This window comes from Pseudomonas sp. NPDC087612 (assembly GCF_044743505.1).
Taxonomy (GTDB): Bacteria; Pseudomonadota; Gammaproteobacteria; order Pseudomonadales; family Pseudomonadaceae; genus Aquipseudomonas.
Window position 1 is genome coordinate 213,359 of record NZ_JBIUWO010000011.1, and the last position, 17,837, is coordinate 231,195.

The 17,837-nt window shown below is 63.7% G+C and carries 15 protein-coding genes; 2 read left to right on the forward strand and 13 right to left on the reverse strand.

Annotated features, from left to right (window positions below; all coding sequences use genetic code 11):
* Positions 1–68: 68 nt before the first annotated feature.
* From ACIOVF_RS22770 to dksA, 12 genes are all read right to left on the reverse strand, one after another.
* The gene (locus ACIOVF_RS22770; protein ID WP_045199709.1) at positions 69–938 is read right to left on the reverse strand and encodes an oxygenase MpaB family protein; all 870 of its coding nucleotides are present in this window, start codon (positions 936–938) and stop codon (positions 69–71) included.
* A 39-nt stretch (positions 939–977) separates the two neighbouring features.
* Entirely contained in the window at positions 978–2,912 is a 1,935-nt protein-coding gene (acs, locus tag ACIOVF_RS22775; protein WP_401292629.1) for an acetate--CoA ligase, read from the reverse strand.
* A gap of 91 nt (positions 2,913–3,003) precedes the next feature.
* Positions 3,004–4,668, reverse strand: a complete 1,665-nt coding sequence (gene pgi, locus ACIOVF_RS22780; protein ID WP_045199707.1) for a glucose-6-phosphate isomerase — start codon at positions 4,666–4,668, stop codon at positions 3,004–3,006.
* 126 nt (positions 4,669–4,794) lie between these two features.
* The gene (gene panC / locus ACIOVF_RS22785; protein ID WP_045199706.1) at positions 4,795–5,652 is read right to left on the reverse strand and encodes a pantoate--beta-alanine ligase; all 858 of its coding nucleotides are present in this window, start codon (positions 5,650–5,652) and stop codon (positions 4,795–4,797) included.
* Positions 5,649–6,449, reverse strand: coding sequence for a 3-methyl-2-oxobutanoate hydroxymethyltransferase (gene panB / locus ACIOVF_RS22790; protein WP_045199705.1), 801 nt, complete (start codon positions 6,447–6,449; stop codon positions 5,649–5,651). The genes panC and panB overlap by 4 nt, the downstream gene beginning before the upstream one ends.
* Before the next feature lie 252 nt (positions 6,450–6,701).
* Positions 6,702–7,178: a 2-amino-4-hydroxy-6-hydroxymethyldihydropteridine diphosphokinase gene (gene folK, locus ACIOVF_RS22795; RefSeq protein ID WP_093379337.1), complete on the reverse strand. Its 477-nt coding sequence runs from the start codon at positions 7,176–7,178 to the stop codon at positions 6,702–6,704.
* Between the two features lie 3 nt (positions 7,179–7,181).
* Positions 7,182–8,570 carry a polynucleotide adenylyltransferase PcnB gene (locus ACIOVF_RS22800; protein ID WP_045199703.1) on the reverse strand — a complete coding sequence of 463 codons (1,389 nt, stop codon included), beginning with the start codon at positions 8,568–8,570 and terminating at the stop codon, positions 7,182–7,184.
* Between the two features lie 707 nt (positions 8,571–9,277).
* Entirely contained in the window at positions 9,278–10,714 is a 1,437-nt protein-coding gene (locus ACIOVF_RS22805; RefSeq protein ID WP_045199702.1) for a sigma-54 dependent transcriptional regulator, read from the reverse strand.
* Between the two features lie 22 nt (positions 10,715–10,736).
* Positions 10,737–13,691: a sensor histidine kinase gene (locus ACIOVF_RS22810; protein WP_176794212.1), complete on the reverse strand. Its 2,955-nt coding sequence runs from the start codon at positions 13,689–13,691 to the stop codon at positions 10,737–10,739.
* Entirely contained in the window at positions 13,675–13,851 is a 177-nt protein-coding gene (locus ACIOVF_RS22815) for a hypothetical protein (protein ID WP_003250005.1), read from the reverse strand. Before ACIOVF_RS22815 ends, ACIOVF_RS22810 begins: the two co-directional genes overlap by 17 nt.
* A gap of 137 nt (positions 13,852–13,988) precedes the next feature.
* Complete coding sequence (gene gluQRS, locus ACIOVF_RS22820; protein WP_401292635.1) at positions 13,989–14,876, reverse strand: tRNA glutamyl-Q(34) synthetase GluQRS; 888 nt, start codon at positions 14,874–14,876, stop codon at positions 13,989–13,991.
* A 61-nt stretch (positions 14,877–14,937) separates the two neighbouring features.
* Complete coding sequence (gene dksA, locus ACIOVF_RS22825) at positions 14,938–15,381, reverse strand: RNA polymerase-binding protein DksA (RefSeq protein WP_045199697.1); 444 nt, start codon at positions 15,379–15,381, stop codon at positions 14,938–14,940.
* Between the two features lie 245 nt (positions 15,382–15,626).
* On the opposite strand from dksA, the gene ACIOVF_RS22830 reads away from it, so the two are divergent.
* Both ACIOVF_RS22830 and sfsA read left to right on the forward strand, forming a co-directional pair.
* Entirely contained in the window at positions 15,627–16,799 is a 1,173-nt protein-coding gene (locus ACIOVF_RS22830) for a pyridoxal phosphate-dependent aminotransferase (RefSeq protein ID WP_045199695.1), read from the forward strand.
* Positions 16,799–17,512, forward strand: coding sequence for a DNA/RNA nuclease SfsA (gene sfsA / locus ACIOVF_RS22835; protein WP_401292638.1), 714 nt, complete (start codon positions 16,799–16,801; stop codon positions 17,510–17,512). Before ACIOVF_RS22830 ends, sfsA begins: the two co-directional genes overlap by 1 nt.
* On the opposite strand, the gene ACIOVF_RS22840 is transcribed toward sfsA, so the two are convergent.
* Positions 17,502–17,819, reverse strand: coding sequence for a Rieske (2Fe-2S) protein (locus tag ACIOVF_RS22840; RefSeq protein WP_401292641.1), 318 nt, complete (start codon positions 17,817–17,819; stop codon positions 17,502–17,504). The genes sfsA and ACIOVF_RS22840 overlap by 11 nt on opposite strands.
* Positions 17,820–17,837: the final 18 nt, after the last annotated feature.

Below are 17,837 nucleotides of genomic sequence, written 5' to 3' on the forward strand. Positions count from 1 at the left end.
AGGCCCCAGGGCCTGGATAGACCGGCATGGTGGCATAGATGAGCGGGCGAGGGCTATTGGCGTACCGCTCAGGCGATTCCCATACGCCGCCGGGCGCGATGGGCCGAGCCGTCGCGCATGGCCCAGCGCAGCACCGGAGCAGTGCTGTGGATGCCCAGGCGAATCAATCGGCGTTGCAGCGGGTTCTGGCCCAGCTCGAGCATCGCGCTGGCCCATTCCGGCAGCAGGTCGATACCGGCGCGCAGCATCAAGGCGCCGACCGGTTGCGCCAGGCGGCTGGGCGCCGGCGCGTCGAGCAGCACCTGCACCACTTCATGGCTGCGCGCGTCGCACAGCAGTTGCGGGCGCATGGCCTGCAGGTAGTCGGCAATTTGCTGGCGTGAGCGCGGCACGTTGCGCGCGCCCAGGCGCTCGGCGATCAGGGCGATCTCGGCGTAGTAGGCGTCCTGTTCGGTGACCGGCATCTGCGGGTTGCGGTAGCGCATGTGGGCGGCAAGAAAGCTGCTGACCTCGGCCACATGCACCCAGGTCAGCAGGTCCGGGTCGCTGGCGGCATAGGGCCGGCCATCGGCAGCGCTGCCGACCACCTGCAGGTGAATGGTGCGCACTTTTTCGATCAGCCAGTTGGCATCCCGGCTCGAACCGAAGGTGGTGCCGGAGATGAACTGGCTGGTGCGGCGCAAGCGGCCGAGCAGGTCCTGGCGAAAGTTGGAATGATCCCACACGCCAGCCAGCGCCAGCGGGTGCAGCAACTGCAGGAGCAGGGCACTGATGCCGCCGATCAGCATGCTCGGGAAGTCGCCGTGCACACGCCAGCTGAGGCTGTCCGGGCCGAACAGGCCGGGGTCGCCCTTGGGGTTTTCCAGGTCGAGCTGACCCAGGGACAAGCCGGTCAGGCTCATTACCTGGGTTTCGATACGGCGGCGAATCGCTTCCATGGTTACCTTGTGTTCAAGGCAGCCGATCAGCGCTGCCGCTTAAGTGTTCAGGCGTTTGTCGATCAGGCCCTGGACCACGCTCGGGTCGGCCAGGGTCGAGGTATCGCCGAGGCTGTCGAGCTCGTTGCAGGCGATCTTGCGCAGGATGCGCCGCATGATCTTGCCCGAACGGGTCTTGGGCAGTGCCGGCGCCCACTGGATCAGCTCGGGTTTGGCGAAGCTGCCAATCTCTTTGCTGACCAGGGCCAGCAGCTGCTGCTTGAGGCTGTCGTCCGGGGTCACACCGTTCATGGGCGTGACAAAGGCATAGATGCCTTGGCCCTTGAGATCGTGAGGGTACCCGACAACGGCCGCTTCGGCGATGCTGTCGTGCAGTACCAGAGCGCTTTCCACCTCGGCGGTGCCGATCCGGTGCCCGGAGACGTTGATCACGTCATCGATGCGCCCGGTTATCCACAGGTCGCCGTCTGCGTCGCGGCGCGCACCGTCGCCGGTGAAGTAATAGCCCGGCAGCGGCTTGAAGTAGGTATCGATCATCCGCTGCGGATCGCCGTACACGCCGCGGATCTGCCCAGGCCAGCTGGCCTTGATCGCCAGCATGCCGCTGCCGGGGCCTTCGATCAGCTTGCCTTTTTCGTCCAGCAACACCGGTTGCACGCCGAACAGCGGCTGGGTGGCGCACCCGGGCTTGATTCGCCGGGTGCCCACCAGCGGGCTGATCATGATGCCGCCGGTTTCGGTCTGCCACCAGGTGTCGACGATCGGGCAGCGCTTTTCGCCTACGGCCTCGAAGTACCATTCCCAGGCTTCCGGGTTGATTGGCTCACCGACGCTGCCGAGCAGGCGCAGGCTCTTGCGCGAGGTGCCCGCCAACGGGCCCTGGCCTTCGCGCATCAGCGCGCGCAGGGCGGTGGGCGCGGTGTAGAAGATATTGACATGGTGCTTGTCGACCACCTGCCAGAAGCGCGAGGCATCGGGGTAGTTGGGCACGCCTTCGAACATCAGGGTAATTGCACCGTTGGCCAGCGGCCCGTAGACGATATAGCTGTGGCCGGTCACCCAGCCGACATCGGCGGTGCACCAGAACACCTCGCCCTCGCGGTAATCGAACACGGTCTTGAAGGTCAGCGCCGCCTGCAGCAGGTAGCCGGCGGTGGTGTGCAGTACGCCCTTGGGTTTGCCAGTGCTGCCGGAGGTATAGAGGATGAACAGCGGGTCTTCGGCGTCCATCGGCTCGGGTGGGCAGTCATCGCTGACCTGCTTGATCGCTTCGTGGTACCAAAGATCGCGGCCTTCGCGCCAGTCGATCTTGCCGCCAGTACGCTTGATCACCACCACCGTACTGACATCCGGGCAACTGAGCAGGGCCTTGTCGACGTTGTGCTTCAGCGCCACGCTCTTGCCGCCGCGCACGCCTTCATCGGCGGTGATCAGCGTGCGACAGTCGGCGTCGAGAATCCGGTCACGCAGGGCATCCGGCGAGAAGCCACCGAACACCACCGAGTGAATGGCGCCAATGCGGCTGCAGGCGAGCATGGCGTAGGCCGCCTCCGGGACCATGGGCATGTAGATGCACACCCGGTCGCCTTTTTTCACCCCGCGCTGCTTGAGTACGTTGGCCAGGCGACAGACCTGCTGGTGCAGTTCGCGGTAGGTGATGACGCTGGAGTCGGCAGGGTTGTCGCCTTCGCGAATGATCGCCGGTCGATCGCCCCGGGTGGCCAGGTGACGATCGATGCAGTTGTAGCTGACATTGAGTTGCGCGCCCTTGAACCAGGCGGCCTGGCCGGTCTTCATGTCGCTCTGCTGGACCTGGCTCCAGGGCTTGATCCAGTCCAGGGCCTTGGCCTGTTCGCACCAGAAGGTGTCCGGGTCGTCGATGGACTGGCGGTACAGGCGCTGGTAGTCGGCCTGGCTCAGTTGCGCCGCTCTGCTGACGGCATCGGCTTGGGGAAAGTCGCTGATATCGAACATGGCGGGGTCCTGTTCTGACGGATTGTTTTTGTCAGGACAGTGTAGCCGCTGCCCCCGGCCGTGTTCGTTCGGCCAGGGGCAGCGCGGGCGGTCAACCGCGGTGACGGCTGCGGAAGAAGTTGATCAGGCCCTGGGTCGAGGCGTCTTCGGCAGGCTCTTCAATGCCGCCGGTCAGGCGCTGGTAGACGCCCTTGCCGAGCTCCTTGCCCAGCTCCACGCCCCACTGGTCGAAGGCGTTGATACCCCAGATGACGCTTTGCACGAATACCTTGTGCTCGTACATCGCCACCAGTGCGCCAAGACGCCGTGGGCTGATGCGCTCGACCACCAGGGTATTGCTCGGGCGGTTGCCCGGAATCACCTTGTGCGGTGCCAGCTTCTGGATCTCGGCTTCGGCCATGCCTTTGTCACGCAGCTCGGCTTCGGCTTCGCTGCGGGTCTTGCCCAGCATCAGCGCCTGGCTCTGCGACAGGCAGTTGGCGTACAGCCACTGGTGATGGTCGGCGACCGGGTTGAAGCTGACCACCGGGACGATGAAGTCGGCCGGAATCAGCTGGGTGCCCTGGTGCAGCAACTGGTGGTAGGCATGCTGGCCGTTGCAACCCACGCCGCCCCAGATGACCGGGCCGGTGTCGTGGTTGACCGGCGTGCCGTCCTGGCGGACGCTCTTGCCGTTGGATTCCATGTCCAGCTGTTGCAGGTGCTTGGTGATGTTACGCAGGTAGTGGTCGTACGGCAGGATCGCGTGGCTTTGCGCGCCCCAGAAGTTGCCGTACCACACGCCGAGCAAGGCCAGCAGCACCGGCATGTTCTGTTCGAACGGTGCGTTCTGGAAGTGCTGGTCCATGGTGTAGGCACCGGACAGCAGTTCCTTGAAGTTGGCGGTACCGATGGCCAGCGCAATCGGCAAGCCGATGGCTGACCACAGCGAATAACGCCCGCCTACCCAGTCCCACATCGGGAAAATGTTTTCTTCACGGATGCCGAAGGCCACGGCGGCGGCCTTGTTGCTGGAAACAGCGATGAAGTGCTTGTACAGCTCGGCTTCCGAACCACCCTGGGCCAGGTACCAGGCGCGGGCGGCCTGGGCGTTCTTCAGGGTTTCGAGGGTGTTGAACGACTTGGACGAAACGATGAACAGCGTGGTTTCGGCGCGCAGCTTGGCCGACAGCTCGTGAAACTCGCTGCCGTCGATGTTCGCCAGGTAATGGCAGCGCACGCCGCGCTGGGCGTAAGGCAGCAGGGCTTCGGAGACCAGCTCGGGGCCGAGGAACGAGCCACCGATGCCGATGTTGACCACGTCGGTGATCGGCTTCTCGCTGTAGCCGCGCCACAGGCCATCATGGATGCGGCCAACCAGCTCGGTCACCTGGTTGAGGACCTTGTGCACCTCGGGCATCACGTTGACGCCGTTGACGCTCAGCTTGTCGCCCACCGGGCGGCGCAGGGCGGTATGCAGGGCCGGGCGGCCTTCGGAGGCGTTAAGGATTTCGCCGGCGAACAGGCCCTTGATGGCCTCTTGCAGACCGACCTCGTTGGCCAGGCCCACCAGCAGCTCGCGGGTCTGGGCGTTGATCAGGTTTTTCGAGTAGTCGAGGAACAGCCCGCAGGTGCTCAGGGAGAATTCTTCGAAGCGCTTTGGCTCGGCAGTGAATGCGTCGCGCATGCTGAAGTCCTGCATGGCTTCGCGGTGTTGCTGGAGCGCCTGCCAGGCGGGCAGGGCGGTAACATCATGAGGGGTGCGGTAATACGCCATCGCTGCAGGTTTCCTTATTGCGTGAACTGCCTTGGACACTGAAAACAGCGCCCCGTTTGCAGGCTGATGCCAATTATAGGCATGCAGCCTGCGTTACAGGGAGAGGCAGCTCAGCGGGCGACCGGGTTACTTGTCGTCAAGGTTCAGGTGCAGGTTGTCGATCAGGCGGGTAGCGCCGAGGAAGGCGGCTACCAGGATCACCAGATCGCGGTCTTCAGGCGTCGCCGGGCGCAGGCTCAGGGCCTGGCGGACTTCCAGGTAGTCCGGGCGAAAGCCTGCTGCAGCCAGTTGCTGCTGGCCGTTGGCGATAAGCGCCGGGTAGTCGCGTTCGCCTTGCTCGATGGCGGCGGCCATCTGGCTCAGCAGGCGATACAGCGCTGGCGCCGTGGCGCGCTGCTCGTTGCTCAGGTAGCCGTTGCGCGACGACAGCGCCAGGCCGTCTTCGGCGCGCACGGTTGGCTCGCCGATGATCTGGATCGGCATGTTCAGGTCGCGCACCAGCGCGCGGATTACCGCCAGTTGCTGGAAGTCTTTCTGGCCAAATACCGCCAGGTCCGGCTGGACCATGTTGAACAGCTTGCTGACCACCGTCGCCACGCCTTCGAAATGGCCCGGACGGCTGGCACCACAGAGCCCGTCGGACAGCTGCGGGACGCTGACCCGGGTCTGCCCGGCCATGCCGTCGGGGTACATTTCTTCGACCGTGGGGGCGAACAGCAGGTGGCAGCCGGCCTGGAGCAGTTTCTCCTGGTCGGCGGCGAGGGTCCGCGGGTACTTGTCGAGGTCTTCGCTGGGGCCGAACTGCAGCGGGTTGACGAAGATGCTGGCGACGACGAAGTCGACCCGTTGCGCGGCCTTGGTCACCAGCGCGGCATGGCCGCTGTGCAGGTTGCCCATGGTCGGCACGAAGCCGATGCGTTTGCCCTCACTGCGCGCCCGCGCCACGGCGGCGCGCAGTTCGAGGACGGTCTTGACTGTATTCATGCACTGAACCCGTGTTCGCTGGCGGGGAAGCTGACTTCCTTGACGGCGGTTACATAAGCCTTGAGCGCACCTTGAATGTCGCTCTGGCCGGCCATGAAGTTCTTCACGAACTTCGGTACCCGGCCGGTCAGCGACAGGCCGAGCATGTCGTGCAGCACCAGGACCTGGCCGTCGGTGGCGCTACCGGCACCAATACCGATGACCGGAATGCTCACCGCCTGGGTGATCTCGGCGGCAAGTTCAGTCGGCACGCACTCGAGCAGCAACATGGCCGCGCCGGCTTGCTCCAGGGCGATGGCGTCGGCACGCATCTGCCGGGCCTGGTTTTCCTGGCGGCCCTGGACCTTGTAGCCACCGAGGATGTTCACGGTTTGCGGGGTCAGGCCCATGTGCGCGCACACCGGCACGCCACGTTCGGCCAGCAGGCGGATGGTCTCCGCCAGCCAGGCGGCGCCTTCGACCTTGACCATGTGCGCGCCGGCTTGCATCAGCGCGCCGCTGTTGGCGAACGCCTGCTCGGTGGTGGCGCAGGCCATGAACGGCAGGTCGGCAAGAATCAGCGCACCTTCGTTGCCGCGTTTGACGCAGGCAGTGTGATAGGCCATCTCGGCATTGGTTACTGGCAAGGTGCTGTCATGGCCCTGGAGGACCATGCCCAGGGAGTCACCCACCAGCAATACTTCCACGCCGGCACGGCTGGCGGCCTGGGCAAAGGTCGCGTCGTAGCAGGTCAGCATGGTTATTTTCTCACCCTTGGCCTTGAGGCTCTGCAGGGTGGTCAGGGTTACTTCTGGCATGAAAAGGAATCCTCGTTCAGGCGCTGTGAAAAACGACTGCGTACAACGCGTGTATTCATCTTCTGGAACAGCACATCATCGATCGTGGTGTTTGAATTACGACCTGTTCCAGGCCTATATACGCCTTTTTGCGACGCTCGGGGCGCCACGGGACGCCTATAGTCGTGAGCGAGGGGGCTGAAGTCAATTACCCTGTTACCGCATTGTTACTAATGCGCTGTTACGGGCGTTACCGGCTGGGGGAGCGCCCGGCTACAGGCGCTCGAGGCCGACGAACGGGCAATCTGCCAGTAATTGGGACAGGGGCCTTTGATCGGCCAGGCAGAAGTCTTCGGGTACCAGCTCGGCCAGCGGGTAGAGGACGAACGGTCGCGCCTGCATGTGGTAATGCGGCACTTTCAGGCGTGGCACATCGATGACCTGGTCGCCGTACAGCAGGATATCCAGGTCGAGGGTGCGCGGGCCCCAGCGCTCTTTGCGCTCGCGGCCCTGATCGGCCTCAATGGCCTGCAGCGCATCGAGCAGCTCAAGCGGCGCGAGGGCGGTATCCAGCGCTGCCACGGCGTTGGTGTAGCGCGGCTGCCCGGGCGATAGCGATTCGCTGCTGTAGAAAGCCGAAACCCCGGCCAGGGCGCTTTCATGCAACTGCCCCAGCGCCTCGACGGCGCTGCGCAATTGCTGCTCGGGATCGGCCAGGTTGCTGCCCAGGCCAATGAAGGCGCGGACCATCGGTTACTCGCCTGCAGCGCCGTCGGCGCGCTTGCGTTTGCTCGGGCTGCGCTTGCGTTTGCGCGGGCCGGCACCGGCGCCTTCGTCACGGCTGCCGAGCTCACGAATCATGTCGCGGCGCTCGCTGTCGTTGCAGTCCTGGTAGTCAGTCCACCATTGGCCGAGGCCATCGGTTTCTTCGCCCGCGCTTTCACGCAGCAGCAGGAAGTCGTAACCGGCGCGGAAACGCGGGTTGTCGAGCAACAGGTCGGCACGCTTGCCGCTGCGCCGTGGCAGGCGCTCCTGCATGTCCCAGATCTCGCGGATCGGCATGGTGAAGCGCTTGGGGATCGCAATGCGCTGGCATTGTTCGGCGATCAGCTCGTGGGCGGCTTCGTTCATCGCCGGGATCGGCGGCATGCCACGGCTCTGCAGGCGCAGGGCGCGACCCGGCAGGGCTGGCCAGAGCATCGCGGCGAACAGGAAGGCCGGAGTCACCGGCTTGCCCTGCTTGACGCGCAGGTCGGTGTTGATCAAAGCCTGGCTGATCAGGGTGTGGGTGTAGGTCGGATGTTCTTCGAGCGCTTCGGCACTGGCCGGGAACAGCGGGTTGAACAACTCCAGGTCGACGAGCATTTCAAAGGTGTCGGCAGCCTGCCCGGAGAGGAACAGCTTGAGCGATTCTTCGAACAGGCGCGCCGCCGGGATCTCGCGCAGCATCGGCGCCAGTTGGCGAATCGGCTGCACGGTGTGCTTCTCGATACCGAAGTTGAGCTTGGCGGCGAAACGCACAGCACGCAGCATGCGCACCGGGTCTTCCTGGTAGCGCTGGGTCGGGTCGCCGATCAGGCGGATCAGGCGGTTGCGGATGTCGTGTACGCCGTTGGCGTAGTCGAGGATGCGCTCGCTGACCGGATCGTAATACAGGGCGTTGATGGTGAAGTCGCGGCGTTGGGCGTCTTCTTCCAGGGTGCCGTAGACGTTGTCGCGCAAAATTCGCCCACTCTCGTTACGCGACGAGGTGTGGCTGTTCTCTTCTTCGCTTTCCGGGTGGTTGGCGCGGAAGGTGGCGACTTCGATGATTTCACGGCCGAAATGGATGTGAACCAGCTTGAAACGGCGACCGATGATACGGGCGTTACGAAATTCGCCGCGGACCTGTTCAGGGGTGGCGCTGGTGGCGACGTCGAAGTCCTTGGGGGTGATGCCCAGGAGCTGGTCGCGTACGCAGCCACCCACCAGGTAGGCCTGGTAGCCAGCGTTTTGCAGGCGCTCGACGATGTTCACCGCGTGGCGGCTGAACTGGCCACGTTGCAGCGAATGTTGACCACTATTGATCACTTCGGGCGTGGTGCGGATATGGTGCTGGCCACGCACGGTAGGACGGAATGACTGGAACAGCTTCTTCAGCATGGGATGCACTGTTTGAAGGAATGTTCGGCCAAAAACGAAGAATGGCCGCATGATGGGCGGGGATTCTAGCATTTACTCGGTGGATGGTGTAGGCGGTCGCGTCGGACGACGCGCGGGCAGGCTGGGGCGGCAGAAACTACAAGGGGAGCCGAAGCTCCCCAAGAAGTAGTTGCGTGCTCTTATTGTTTTTTTGCCGGGCTTCTTGTTTTTGTTGAGTGCCCTGCCCACAAAAAAAGCTTGTGGGCGGTCTCCCTAACCGGGATCAAGAGCAAACGGATTGCTTTGGTCGCTGAGGTTGCAATGATCATGCGATCCAACCAGTTCAGGCCCTGCTTGAGTGCAGTTTTTATTGTTCTCTGCCTGGTTGTGGGGCAAGCCCCAAATACAACTCCTCTCCAAAAGAATCAGTTAGCTGCGCCTCCGCCGTCTTGTTCTTATTGTGCGTGAGCCGATTCGTCTTATTTTTATTGTCTTTTGCAGTGCTTGTTATTGTTCTTGTACCAAACATATAGCAGGTGCCGTGCCAACTTTTGCAAAGCCCAGTAAAACAAGGGCTTGGAGCGGTTTTGCTTGGTTCGCGGGGCGAAAAAAAACCGGGGCTTCGTTACCGTAAGCCCCGGTTTTTGTTACGACTTCGTGCTGCGGTAACAGTTTGTCGCAAGGTGACAGTGTTACCGCCGCCCACCGTCGAAAACTGCTGAAACGCCTCAGCCTTCGCTGGTGGCCCCGCTCTTGCGCCGCGGGATACCCAGGCGCTGACGACGTTCCCACAGGCACTTGCGACTGACTCCGAGTTTGCGTGCAAGCTCGGTCTCGGTCATGTGGTCCTGGTGCTCGAGGACGAAATGCTGGAAGTAGTCCTCCAGCGACAGGTCTTCAGTCGGCTCGTGGCTGGTGTTGCTGGCATTGCTGCCGGTACCCGGCAGGCTGGCAAACGGATCGTCGTCTTCCAGATCGCTCAGTTCGATGTCGATGCCCAGCAGGTCGGCGGAAATTTCCGGGCTCTCGCAGAGGATTACCGCACGCTCCACGGCGTTTTCCAGCTCGCGCACGTTACCTGGCCAGGAGTAATGCCGGATCGCCTGCTCGGCGTCGTGGCCAAAGCGCAGGTCGTTACGCCCCACGCGCGCACTCTGGCGAGCGAGGAAGGCATTGGCGATCTCGTTGACGTCGGCGCCCCGCTCGCGCAGGGCGGGCAACTTGAGGGCGATGACGTGCAGGCGGTAGTAAAGGTCTTCGCGGAACTGGCCGACCTTGGCCAGGTTCTTGAGGTCGCGGTGGGTCGCGGCAATCAGGCGCACATCGACCTTTTGCGATTGCACCGAGCCGACCCGGCGAATCTCGCCTTCCTGCAGCACGCGCAACAGGCGGGCCTGGGCTTCGAGCGGCAGTTCGCCGATTTCGTCGAGGAACAGCGTACCGCCATCGGCGGCTTCGACCAGGCCGGCACGACCGGCGCTGGCACCGGTAAAGGCGCCTTTCTCGTGGCCGAACAGTTCCGATTCGATCAGGGTCTCGGGAATCGCCGCGCAGTTCACCGAGATCATCGGCGCCTTGGCGCGCCGCGAGAGGTTGTGCAGGGCGCGGGCCACCAGCTCTTTACCGGTACCCGACTCGCCCTGGATCAATACATTGGAATCGGTTGGCGCAACCTTGCGGATCTTGCCGTACAGGTCCTGCATCGGCGGGCAGGAACCGATGATGCCGATCTCGCCGTTGGCTGCAGTGCTGGCCGCCTTGTCGCCGGGCACCGCCTTGCCGTTGCCGCGCTCGGCCGGGGCGGCCGGCGCGTTCTGCCGGTCTCGCAGGATGCGCGCCACGGCCTGGAGCATTTCGTCGTGATCGAACGGCTTGGCGATGTAGTCCACCGCGCCCATTTTCATCGAGTCTACGGCAGAGCGCAGGCTGGCGTAGCTGGTCATGATCAGCACCGGCGTGCCCTGGCCGAGCTTGATCAGTTCGGTGCCCGGTGCGCCGGGCAGGCGCAGGTCGCTGACAATCAGGTCGAAGGTCGCAATGCTGAAGCGTTCCTGGGCTTCCTGCACCGAGCCGGCCTCGCTGACCTGGTACTGGTTGCGCTCGAGCAATCGGCGCAACGCCGAGCGGATGATGGTTTCGTCTTCGACGATCAGAATATGCGGCATTGATTCAATTCTCTCGACGGTCTCAGTTCACAGCGGACGTCGCTACGACATGGCGCGGCAGGGTCACTCGGATCCGGGTGCCGCGTTGGCTCTGGCTATCGGCCGGGCTGTCGATGGTGATTTGTCCATAATGCTCTTCCACGATGGAATAGACCAGAGCAAGCCCCAGTCCGGTGCCTTCGCCCGGGTCCTTGGTGGTGAAGAAGGGTTCGAACAGACGATCCATGATGTTTTTCGGGATGCCGCTGCCTTCGTCCTCGACGATCAGGTCGACGGTATGCTCGCTGGCTTCGCTCTTGACCCGCACGGCGCTGCCGGGCGGGGAGGCGTCGCGGGCGTTGGACAGCAGGTTGATCAGCACCTGGGCCAGGCGTTGTGGGTCGCCCTCGACCCAGTGGTCCGGGTCGCACAGGTTGAAGAACTGTACTTCGAAATTGCGCCGGTTCAAGGCCAGCAGACCGATGGCGTCCTGGGCCACTTCGGCCAGGCACACCGGCTCGTCGCTGTGTTGGTGGCTGCCGGCATGGGCAAAGCTCATCAGCGACTGGACGATGCGCGAGATGCGTTTGGTCTGCTCCAGGATCTGGCTGCTCAGCTCGGTGATCTCGCCGTCCTCTTCGCGCTCTTCGCGCAGGTTCTGCGCAAGGCAGGCGATACCGGTGACCGGGTTGCCGATCTCGTGGGCCACCCCGGCAGCCAGGCGGCCGATGCTGGCCAGGCGCTCGGAGTGCACCAGCTTGTCTTCCAGGGCCTGGGTCTCGGTGAGGTCTTCAACCAGCAGCACCAGGCCGCTGTTACCCGGTGCCAGTGGCTCGTCGATGGCCGCCTTGTGCAGGTTCAGCCAGCGGGTCTGGCCATCGAGGCCCAGGCGTTGTTTGTGCAAGTGTTCGTCGGGCACGTTAATGAAGCCCAAAAGCAGGCCGCGCCAGGGGTCGGCAATGGTGGTCAGGCGCGAGCCGACCACGCGCTTGGCGGGGATGCCGGTGAGCTCTTCCATGGCCTTGTTCCACATCAGGATCTCCTGGTCCTTGGCCAGCGAGCAGACGCCCATCGGCAACTCCTGCAGGGTCTGGCGGTGGTAACGGCGCAGGGCATCGAGCTCGGCGGCAAGGCCGGTCAGGCGCGAGTGGTAGTCTTCCAGGCGGCTTTCGATGAAGTGGATGTCTTCGGTCACGTAGTTTTCGTTACCGGACTTGTAGGGCAGGAAGGTCTCGACCATGTCCTGGGCCACACTCGGGCCCATCAGCCCCGACAGGTTGGCCTCGATGCGGTCGCGCAGGCGGCGCAGGGCATAGGGTCGGCGCTCGTCGAATGGCAGGTAGAGGTCGCGCAGGGCTTGCTCCACTTCCTTCTGCGCAGCCTTGGCACCCAGCGGCTTGGCCAGTTGCGTGGCGAATTCCTGCGGCGAGGCCGCGTGCAGCTCACGGCGCTGCGGGCGGCGCACGTTATCCACCGCGCAGGCCTCGGCGGCGCTGACTTCTTCACTGCTGGCGTTGGTGAACAGCGAGATCAGGGTAAACAGCAGCACGTTGGCGGCCAGCGAGGCGATCGCAGCCATGTGCCAACTGGTGTCGTCGAGCACATAGATCATGTTCAGCAGCGGGATGTAGAAGCCTTGCAGGTTGCCCACCAGCGGCAACAGCATGGTCACCATCCACACCAGGATCCCCGCCAGCAGGCCGGCAATGAAGCCGCGGCGGTTGGCGGTCGGCCAGTACAGCACCGAGAGCACGCCCGGCAGGAACTGCAAGGTGGCGACGAAGGCGACGATGCCGAGGTTGGCCAGGTCCTGCTGGCTGCCCAGGGTCAGGTAGAAGCCGAAACCGGCGGCGATGATGGCGACGATCAGCGCCCGCCGGGTCCATTTCAGCCAGCGGTAGATGTTGCCCTCGGCCGGTGGCTGGTACAGCGGCAGCACCAGGTGGTTGAGGGCCATGCCCGAAAGCGCCAGGGTGGTGACGATGATCAGCCCGCTGGAGGCCGAGAGCCCACCGATATAGGCCAATAGCGCCAGTGCCTGGTTGTTGGCGGCGATGCCCAGGCCCAGGGTGAAGTATTCCGGGCTGGTGCTGGCGCCCATTTTCAGGCCGGCCCAGAGAATCAATGGCACCGCCAGGCTCATCAGCAGCAGGAACAGCGGCAGGCCCCAACTGGCGCTGACCAGCGAGCGCGGGTTGAGGTTTTCGGTAAAGGCCATGTGGTACATGTGCGGCATGACGATGGCCGAGGCGAAGAACACCAGCAGCAGCGTGCGCCATGGGCCTTCCTGCAAGGGGGTGTGCAGGGCGGCGAGGGCGGTCTGGTTCTGCAGCAGCCAGACTTCCAGCTCATGCGGGCCGCCAAACACGCCGTACAGCGCATACAGGCCAATGCCGCCGAGGGCCAGCAGCTTGATCACCGATTCGAAGGCAATGGCGAACACCAGGCCCTCGTGTTTCTCCCGGGTAGCGATGTGCCGCGAACCGAAGAAAATGGTGAACAGGGTGATCAATGCGCAAAAGGCAAAGGCGACCCGCGCCTTGACCGGTTCGCCGGTCAGAATGCTGATCGAGTCGGCCACCGCCTGGATCTGCAGGGCCAGCAGCGGCAGCACGCCGATCAACATGAAGATGGTGGTCAGCGCCCCGGCCCAGGTACTGCGAAAGCGGAAGGCGATCAGGTCGGCCAGCGACGACAATTGGTAAGTACGGGTGATCTTCAGGATCGGGTACAGCAGCACCGGTGCCAGCAGAAAGGCCCCGGACACCCCCAGGTAACAGGCGAGAAAGCCGTAGCCGTATTGGTAGGCCAGGCCCACCGAGCCATAAAAGGCCCAGGCACTGGCATAGACGCCCAGCGACAGGGTGTAGGTCAGCGGGTGGCGGATGATCGAGCGCGGGATCATCCCGCGTTCGCTGACCCAGGCCACGCCGAACAGCACCAGCAGGTAGGCGGCGCTGATCAGGATCATCTGGGTCAGGCTAAAGCTCATCGGCATCACGTTGGCTCTGCAGGATAAAGGTCACGACGATCAGGATCAGCCAGAGCAGGTAAGGGCGATACCAGGCTCCGGTTGGCTCGATCCACCAGTCCATGATGGCCGGGGAGAACAGGTAGATCCCCACGACCAGAAGCAGGACCAAACGATAGATATACATGCTGGCCTCAAAGGTTAGGGCGCTGCGGCTTGGACTTATTATTGGCGCAAATGGCTGCGGCGATGGTAACGGGCTTGTGGGTTTTTGCCAAAGAATTGAATTTACTGGGCTTTCTGTGGGGCTGGGCCCCCCAGGGATCAGTGCAGATCGGCCTCGGGCACGCTCAGGCACCGGGGCAGGGCGTCGGGGTTCCAGTGCAATGCGGCATGCGCCAGCACTTCGCCCGGGGTACCGTACTCCATGCCTGCTTCGGTGTTTTGCCCCAGTGCGCGCAGGGCGCGCAGTAGCAGGGGCGTGGCCTGGTCGGCGGCCAGTGGTGGCGAGCGGTAGGACTTGCCCAGCTTGTGCCCGTCAGGCTGCACGATCAGCGGCACGTGTAGGTAACGCGGCTGCGACAGGCCCAGCAGTTCCTGCAGGTACAGCTGGCGCGGGGTGTTATCCAGCAGGTCGGCGCCGCGCACGATATCGGTCACACCCTGCCAGGCATCATCAAGCACCACCGCCAGTTGATAAGCGTACAGGCCATCGCGACGGCGAATGACAAAGTCACCCACCTCACGGCCCAGGTGCTGTTCGAAACGGCCCTGCACGCGGTCATCGAAATGGTAGGCCAGCTCCGGCACCCGCACGCGGATGGCGGCGCCTTCGCAGGCATGCCCGGCATTGCGGCACAGGCCCGGGTAAACGCCGTTGTAGCCTTCGAGTTGCTTGCGCGAGCAGGTGCAGGCGTAGGCCAGGCCCTGGCGGAACAGGCGCTCGAGCACTTCGGCATAGGCCGCGTGGCGCTGGCTTTGGTAGACCACCTCGCCGTCCCATTTCAGGCCGTAGCTTTCCAGGGTTTGCAGAATGGCGGCCTGGGCGCCGGGAGCTTCGCGGGGCGGGTCGATGTCTTCCATGCGCACCAGCCAGGTGCCGCCGACTGCCCGGGCATCCAGCCACGAGGCCAGGGCCGCGACCAGCGAACCAAAGTGCAGAAATCCACTGGGCGTGGGGGCGAAGCGTCCGATGTAGCGGGAGTCGTTCATGGCGAGCAGGTATGAAAATGAAACGGGGCGCCTGATGCGCCCCGTTCGGATGGGAGAAGGATCAGCCTTTGCCGACCGTTTTTTCTTTCTTCTCCGCGATTTCCTTGCAGTCAAAGCACAGGTCCGCGGTAGGGCGGGCTTCCAGTCGGCGAAGACCGATTTCAACGCCGCAGGCGTCGCACCAGCCGTATTCTTCGTCCTGGATCTTCTGCAGGGTCTTGTCGATTTTCTTGATCAGCTTGCGCTCGCGATCGCGGTTGCGCAGTTCAAGGGCAAATTCTTCTTCCTGGCTGGCGCGGTCGGCGGGGTCCGGGAAATTGGCCGCCTCGTCCTTCATGTGGTCCACAGTCCGGTCCACACTGGTCATCAGCTCCTGCTTCCAGGCACCCAGGAGTTTGACGAAGTGCTTGCGCATGGGATCGCCCATGTACTCTTCACCCTTGGTTACCTGATAGGGCTCGACACCGTACATGGTCTGAGTTTTTTGCTTTTCTAGGGTGGACATGAATAGACCGCCTCTCACTTTTCTAATCCATTGCGCAGGCTGCTCCATCTCCGGCGCCCGCCGGCCCTGCGACTGCGAGCCGCCGAACTTACCAGATCGAATCGGGGTGCGCTACTCCCGGTTGTCAAGGCCAGGGCAACGCTACCTGGCCTTGATGATCTTTGCAGTGGACCGCAGCTTTTGCCACACGTTCGACCCCGCGCGTGGGTAGAATCATTATTCTAGACCCTTTTGAGAGAAGGCTAATGGCCCAGCCCTACAGTGCGCGCAGCCGCGCCATCGAACCTTTCCACGTGATGGCCCTGCTGGCCCGCGCCAACGAGCTGCAAGCGAGCGGCTGCGACGTGATCCACCTGGAAATCGGCGAACCGGATTTCACCACCGCCGCGCCGATCATCGAGGCCGGCCAGGCCGCACTGGCCCAGGGGCATACCCGTTATACCGCTGCCCGCGGGCTGCCGGCGCTGCGCGAAGCGATTGCCGGGTTCTACCAGCAGCGCTACGGGCTGAGCATCGACCCGCAGCGCATCCTCATCACCCCGGGCGGTTCCGGCGCCTTGCTGCTGGCCGCCAGCCTGTTGGTCGACCCGGGCAAGCACTGGCTGCTGGCCGACCCCGGCTACCCGTGCAACCGGCATTTTTTGCGCCTGGTCGAAGGCGCCGCACAACTGGTGCCGGTCGGCCCCGAGGCCAATTACCAACTCACCGCCGACCTGGTCGAGCGCTACTGGGACCAGGACACCGTCGGCGCCCTGGTGGCGTCACCTGCCAACCCCACCGGCACGGTGCTCGATCGCGATGAGCTGGCAAGCCTCTCGGCTGCCACCCGCGCGCGTAACGGCCATTTGGTGGTGGACGAGATCTACCACGGCCTGACCTACGGCATGGATGCACCGAGCGTGCTGGAAGTCGACGACGAAGCCTTCGTCCTGAATAGTTTTTCCAAGTATTTCGGCATGACCGGCTGGCGCCTGGGCTGGCTGGTGGCGCCACCGGCTGCGGTGGCTGACCTCGAAAAGCTGGCGCAGAACCTCTACATCAGTGCCCCGAGCATGGCCCAGCATGCCGCCCTGGCGTGTTTCCAGCCTGGCACCCTGGCGATTCTCGAAGAACGTCGGGCCGAGTTCGCCCGCCGCCGCGATTTCCTCTTGCCGGCCTTGCGTGAGCTGGGCTTCAAGATAGCCGTAGAGCCACAGGGTGCCTTTTATCTGTACGCCGACATCAGCGCCTTTGGCGGCGATGCCTTTGCCTTCTGCCGGCACTTCCTCGAAACCGAGCACGTGGCCTTCACCCCGGGCCTGGACTTCGGTCGCCACCAGGCCGGGCACCATGTGCGCTTTGCCTACACCCAGAGCTTGCCGCGCCTGCAGGAGGCGGTCGAGCGGATTGCCCGCGGACTACGGAGCTGGCAAGGCTGATGCGCTTTTCTCCACCCCTTGAAACCGCACGTTTGCTGCGCCGCTACAAGCGCTTCCTGGCTGACATCGAGCTGGCCAGCGGCGAGCAAATGACCATCCATTGCCCCAATACCGGCTCGATGTTCAATTGCATGGTCGAGGGCGGCCAGGTCTGGTTCAGCCGCTCCAACGACCCTAAGCGCAAGCTGCCCGGCACCTGGGAAATCAGTGAAACCCCGCAGGGGCGCCTGGCCTGTGTCAACACCGGGCGCGCCAACGCGCTGGTGGAAGAAGCCTTGCGTGCTGGCGTCATCAGCGAACTGGCCGGATTTACCGGGCTCAAGCGCGAAGTGGCTTACGGCGAGGAGAACAGCCGGGTGGATTTTCGCCTGGAGTTTGCCGAAGGGCCGGCCTATGTCGAGGTCAAGAGCGTCACCCTGGGCTTTGACGACTCGGCAGTCGCCGCCTTCCCTGACGCCGTCACCCAGCGCGGTGCCAAGCACCTGCGCGAGCTGGCGACCCTGGCCCGCCAGGGTGTGCGCGCGGTGCAGCTATATTGTGTGAACCTCAGCGGGGTCGAAGCCGTACGCCCTGCCGACGAGATCGACAGCGCCTATGCCGATGCCCTGCGCGCAGCGGTGGCCGATGGCGTCGAAGTGCTTGCCTACGGCACGCGGATCGATGGCGAACAGGTTTATATCGATCGGCCTTTGCCGGTGTTGCTCAGTCGATAAGCCAGATGCCCTGGCTGTCTTCGCGACAGTTCAGGGCCGTCAATTGCTCGCCCTCGCAAGGGCCGGCCACGCATTCGCCGGACTCGATCAGAAACAGCGCGCCGTGGCGCCCGCAGGCAATCAGGCTGGCGCTGCTGTCGAGAAAGGCGTCAGGTTCCCAATTCAGGGGGATGCCACGATGAGGGCATTGATTGCGGTACAGGTAGACTGTGCCCGCACGCCGGACCGCGAAAATCCCCAGGTCATTGACACTGAAGCCTCGGCTCTGGCCTTCGCCCAGGTGCTCGGAATGACAAAGAAAATGCATGGTGAGGGTTACTCGAAG